Genomic DNA, 4,085 nt, shown 5'->3' with positions numbered 1-4,085 from the left:
ACCCCAACCTCTTCTGATTTCCCGCTTCTCTCTGAAAGGGACAGGCTGACATGACCTTCCGCAAACTCTTCGTCATCGGCGCCGCCGTTGCGGCTCTGGGCGTCGCGGGCGCCGCCATCGCCCAGACCAGCGCCCAGAAGGCGCAGATCGACCAAGCCAAGGCCGCTGGCACCGTGGGTGAGCAGGCCGACGGTTACCTGGGCTTCCGCACCCCGACCTCGGACGCCAGCCTGCGCGCCGCCGTCGACGCCACCAACTCCGGCCGCCGCGCCGCCTACGCCCGCAGCGCCGCCGACGCGGGCACTTCGGCGGATGTCGCCGGGGCCCGGATGTTCGAGGCCCAGCTGCTGCCCCGCATCTCCTCGGGCCAATGGTACCGCAACGCTCAAGGCCAGTGGGTCCAGCGCTAACGGCCGCATGTTTCCCACCCCTCGGGCGATATCCCGGTGGGTGTTTTTATCTGGCGATCAGTGACGGCGTCAGGCGGCGGCGCGTCGATCCAACAGCGCGGGCAGCAACAGCCCTTCAGCCAGCGCCCTGACCACCGGCACGGCGACCGCATCGCCCATCAGCTTCAGCGCCGCGCTTTCGCTCGACGGCAGGCGATAGTCGTCAGACACGCCCATCAGCCGCGCGGCCTCGCGCCCGGTCAGCCGCCGAACCCGCGCCAAGCCCCGATCGCACACCACCACATATTGACGCGACGAGCCGCCGGCCGGCGTCCTCAGGCATCCGGCCAGACCATCGAACCGGATTTCCAGACGCTGGACCTTGCGGCCGTTCTCGGTCCGCACCCGGCGATAGGCGGCGCCGACACAGCGCTGGCCCGACGCCAGGCCCGACGCGATCCGGGCGCGGTGCAGCGGCGCGGCCAGGGCCAGGATGGCGTCCGCATCATCCAGCCAAGTGACGGCGTCGTCCGGCTCCAGAATGGCCGCCAAGTCCGGATTGCGCTGCGACGGCGCAGGCAGCGACCACCAGGCCCAGGCCGCCTTCACCACCTCGGGCAGGCGCGCGTGGGCGGCGATGAGACGGGGTGAATGGAAGGGCTGGGTCGGACCGGCCGCGCGCGGCGCCTCGCCCTGAATGGCCACCACGAACAGGCGCGGCCGCGACTGGGGCAGCCAGTGGGCGGCGTCCATCTCCAGCGCGCCGACCGTATAGCCCGCCTCGACCATCGCCGTGCAGACGGCCGCGAAATCCCGCGCCACTTCGGTCTTTGGCCCGGAAGTCAGCAGGCCGATGACGTTCTCCAGCACGATCACGCGCGGGCTGCGCCCCTCGGCCGCCAGCCCCTGCATCAGCCGCCAGAAGCCCCAGAAGGCGCCCGACCGCCCGGCCTCCAGCCCGCCGCGCGCGCCCGCCAGGCTGACGTCCTGACAGGGCGACGAGGCCCAGGCCATGTCGGGCCGTCCCGGCAGATCGTCGACGGTCAGTGTCCAGACATCGCCCTGACGAAACGGGGTATGCGGATGATTGGCCGTGAAGGCGCGCGCCTTGGCCCCGTCCATGTCGTTGGCGAAGACGGTGTCGATGCCGGCGGCGGACAGTCCTAACCCCGCCAGGCCGCCCCCGGCGAAGAACTCGAATGCGGTGGGGCGAATCGACATGGAACCAGCATAACCCAGCCGCGCCCCTTGACCGAGGGTGGCGGGGACCTCACCTGCGCCCGAACCAAAAGGAGCCGTCATGCGCCTCATTCCGCTCGCCGCCGCCCCGCTCGCCATCGCCCTCGCCGGCGTCTCGCTCAGCGCCTGTTACGACCGCGAGGATTCCAAGCCCAAGCCGGCGCCGCAGCCCCAGGCCGCCGTCACCCTGGGCGGCGTCGATCTGGGCCAGCCGGTGAGGGCGTTGGGGACGGAACCCTTCTGGGGCGTGGAGATCACACCGGACGCCCTGATCTACACCCGCGTCGATCAGCCGACCCAGCGCGCGCCGAACCATGGCGCGACGGTTCAGGGCACGGTCGCGACCTTCGCCAGCTCGACCAATCTGAACCAGGCGCTGAACGTCGTGCTGATCGCCACCGAATGTTCGGACGGCATGAGCGACCGCACCTATCCGCTGACGGCCAAGGTCGAGATCGGCGACGACGAGTTGACCGGCTGCGCGGCGCCGGCGTCGATGCTGACCACCCAGCCCGCGCCCTGAAGCGTCACCACCATTCGGCGTCGCGCAGCATCCGGGCGTAACGGCGGCTGACCGGCGCCGACAGGCCGCCGTCCAGCGTCAGGGTCGCGCGACCGTCGCCGCGTTCGACGGCGCGCACCGCCTCGCGCGCCACCCACCAGCTGCGGTGCGTCTGGGCGCCCTCCAGCCCCTCCAGTTCCTCCACCGCGTCCGACAGCCGCATCAGGATCAGGTCCGATCCCCGGTCGGTGTGGATGCGCAGATAGTGGTCCTCGGCCTGCACCGCCCGGATCGTCGCGCCTTTCAGCTTCATGGGCAGACGGTCCAGAAACCGAACCGGGCGGGCCGCTGTCTCAGGCGGCGCCGCATGGGTCTGGACCGGCACGGCCCGCCCCAAAAAGACGTTCAACGTCGTCACCGCCGCCGTAATGACCAACACAGGCACGATCAGCTGCGGCAGCACCGCCAGCGGATAGAGCCTCTGGGCGAAGAACAATCCCGTCGCCGCCCAGACCAGCACGCACAGCGGCCCGGTGATGATCAGGACCATGGCCGCAATCGTCAGCCAAGGCCGCTCGTCCGAATCCAGAAATCGGCTGACCAAGACGCTGCACAGATGCCCCCAAAGCCCGCCCAGCACCATGATCACCACCCAATAGGCCAAGCGCACGGGCAGGGACGCGCCCGCGCTGCCGAAAGCGCCGGTCACCGCCAGAAAGACGCCCGCCAGAACGGCGACGATAAGCCCACGCAAAAAGGTGCGGCGGCGGTCGGCGGCTTGGGACGTCATGGCGGCTTTCGGCATCTGGCGGTCCCGCCTTGAGACCATGATTTCCAACCTCGGGAAAGTCGGGTGGGCGTTGGCGCAGTCTGGACGGCCGTTGGCGAAAGCCGGGATGCAATGATCGAAGCGCCGCGGCAAGGCGGTGGAAACGGAGATATCCCCATGCCTCGCCTGTCTCGCCTCGCATCGTCTGCCTTGGCTCTGACGCTGCTGATCGTGCCGCTCGTCGCCTATCTTTTGGTCGACGGGGGACGGATGTTGAGCGTCGGCTATGCCTTTCACGCCCCGCGATGGTCGCTGCTGTTCGCCTCGCCGACGACGATCCAGATCCATGTGGCTGCGGCCGTGACGGCGCTGGCGATCGGAGTCGTCCTGCTGGTCGGGGTCAAGGGAAACCGGCTGCATCGGACGCTGGGCTGGGCCTGGGTCGTGGCGATGGGCACGACGGCGGTCAGCTCCTTCTTCATCCATCAGCTCAATCCGAACGGAACCGGCGGCCTATCTCTGGTTCATCTGCTCAGCGGTTGGACCGTGGTCGCCCTGCCGATGGCGGTCTACGCCGCCCGCCGTCACCGGGTGGCTGTTCACCGGCGCTCCATGACGGGCATGTTTGTCGGCGGACTGATCGTCGCCGGCGCCTTCACCTTCCTGCCTGGTCGTCTGATGTGGGCGATCTTCTTCGGCCCTAACTGATCAGGCCATCAATGATTAGGGTTGTCGGGACGACATCCCGGCCACAGCCCGGAACCCGGCCGCCGCGAACCGGACCATATAGTCGCCCGCCGTCTCCAGATCGCCCGATCGCGCCCGGCCGTTCGAGAGCCGGTCCAGGCGCCCGGTCTCGCCCAGCGTCAGGGTCAGGGCGCCCGACAGATTGTGATAGCCCCAGTACAGGTCGACCTCGCTGGCGCCCGGCAGCACTTTGGCGATCAGTTCGATCAGCCGGTGGATGGCCGGGTCGAAATAGCGCGCCATCGTCTCGCCGCCGAAACTGGGGTTGGCGTTGGTCTGGGCCACCAGGGCGGAATAATGTTTCCAGCCCGGCCCGCCCTTCAGCGACCATTCGAACGGCGGTCGCAGGAAGGCTTCCAGCAGGCCCTCCAGCGTCATGTCGTCGCCCGCCGTCTCGGCATAGCGGTCGATGGCGGCGACGCGGTCGTCGTTCCAGACC

At 69.1% G+C, this 4,085-nt stretch carries 5 protein-coding genes and 1 pseudogene; 3 read left to right on the top strand and 3 right to left on the bottom strand.

Annotated features, from left to right (window positions below; genetic code table 11):
- Positions 1-50: 50 nt before the first annotated feature.
- Positions 51-410, top strand: a complete 360-nt coding sequence (locus tag RT123_RS12165; protein ID WP_055754619.1) for a DUF1318 domain-containing protein — start codon at positions 51-53, stop codon at positions 408-410.
- A 69-nt stretch (positions 411-479) separates the two neighbouring features.
- Here RT123_RS12165 and RT123_RS12160 read toward each other — a convergent pair whose 3' ends face one another.
- Positions 480-1,610 (bottom strand): DNA cytosine methyltransferase, encoded by a 1,131-nt coding sequence (locus RT123_RS12160; RefSeq protein ID WP_313009390.1) that lies wholly within the window; start codon positions 1,608-1,610, stop codon positions 480-482.
- 79 nt (positions 1,611-1,689) lie between these two features.
- On the opposite strand from RT123_RS12160, the gene RT123_RS12155 reads away from it, so the two are divergent.
- Positions 1,690-2,151, top strand: coding sequence for a hypothetical protein (locus tag RT123_RS12155; protein WP_313009389.1), 462 nt, complete (start codon positions 1,690-1,692; stop codon positions 2,149-2,151).
- A 4-nt stretch (positions 2,152-2,155) separates the two neighbouring features.
- Here RT123_RS12155 and RT123_RS12150 read toward each other — a convergent pair whose 3' ends face one another.
- Positions 2,156-2,935, bottom strand: a complete 780-nt coding sequence (locus RT123_RS12150) for a LytTR family DNA-binding domain-containing protein (protein WP_235551316.1) — start codon at positions 2,933-2,935, stop codon at positions 2,156-2,158.
- 141 nt (positions 2,936-3,076) lie between these two features.
- Between RT123_RS12150 and RT123_RS12145 the strand changes: the two genes are divergently transcribed.
- Complete coding sequence (locus tag RT123_RS12145; RefSeq protein ID WP_313009387.1) at positions 3,077-3,607, top strand: DUF2306 domain-containing protein; 531 nt, start codon at positions 3,077-3,079, stop codon at positions 3,605-3,607.
- A gap of 15 nt (positions 3,608-3,622) precedes the next feature.
- On the opposite strand, the pseudogene RT123_RS12140 reads toward RT123_RS12145, so the two are convergent.
- A pseudogene (locus RT123_RS12140) lies at positions 3,623-4,085 on the bottom strand (TetR/AcrR family transcriptional regulator); the annotation flags it as partial.

Source organism: Brevundimonas vesicularis (genome assembly GCF_032067225.1).
Lineage (GTDB): Bacteria > Pseudomonadota > Alphaproteobacteria > Caulobacterales > Caulobacteraceae > Brevundimonas > Brevundimonas vesicularis_F.
This window is presented reverse-complemented; position numbering and strand designations above follow the sequence as displayed.

Excerpts from the sequence above, each read along its gene's own strand:
- RT123_RS12165 (WP_055754619.1), top strand. The coding sequence starts at position 51 with ATGACCTTCCGCAAACTCTTCGTCATCGGCGCCGCCGTTGCGGCTCTG.
- RT123_RS12160 (WP_313009390.1), bottom strand. The coding sequence starts at position 1,610 with ATGTCGATTCGCCCCACCGCATTCGAGTTCTTCGCCGGGGGCGGCCTG.
- RT123_RS12155 (WP_313009389.1), top strand. The coding sequence starts at position 1,690 with ATGCGCCTCATTCCGCTCGCCGCCGCCCCGCTCGCCATCGCCCTCGCC.
- RT123_RS12150 (WP_235551316.1), bottom strand. The coding sequence starts at position 2,935 with ATGCCGAAAGCCGCCATGACGTCCCAAGCCGCCGACCGCCGCCGCACC.
- RT123_RS12145 (WP_313009387.1), top strand. The coding sequence starts at position 3,077 with ATGCCTCGCCTGTCTCGCCTCGCATCGTCTGCCTTGGCTCTGACGCTG.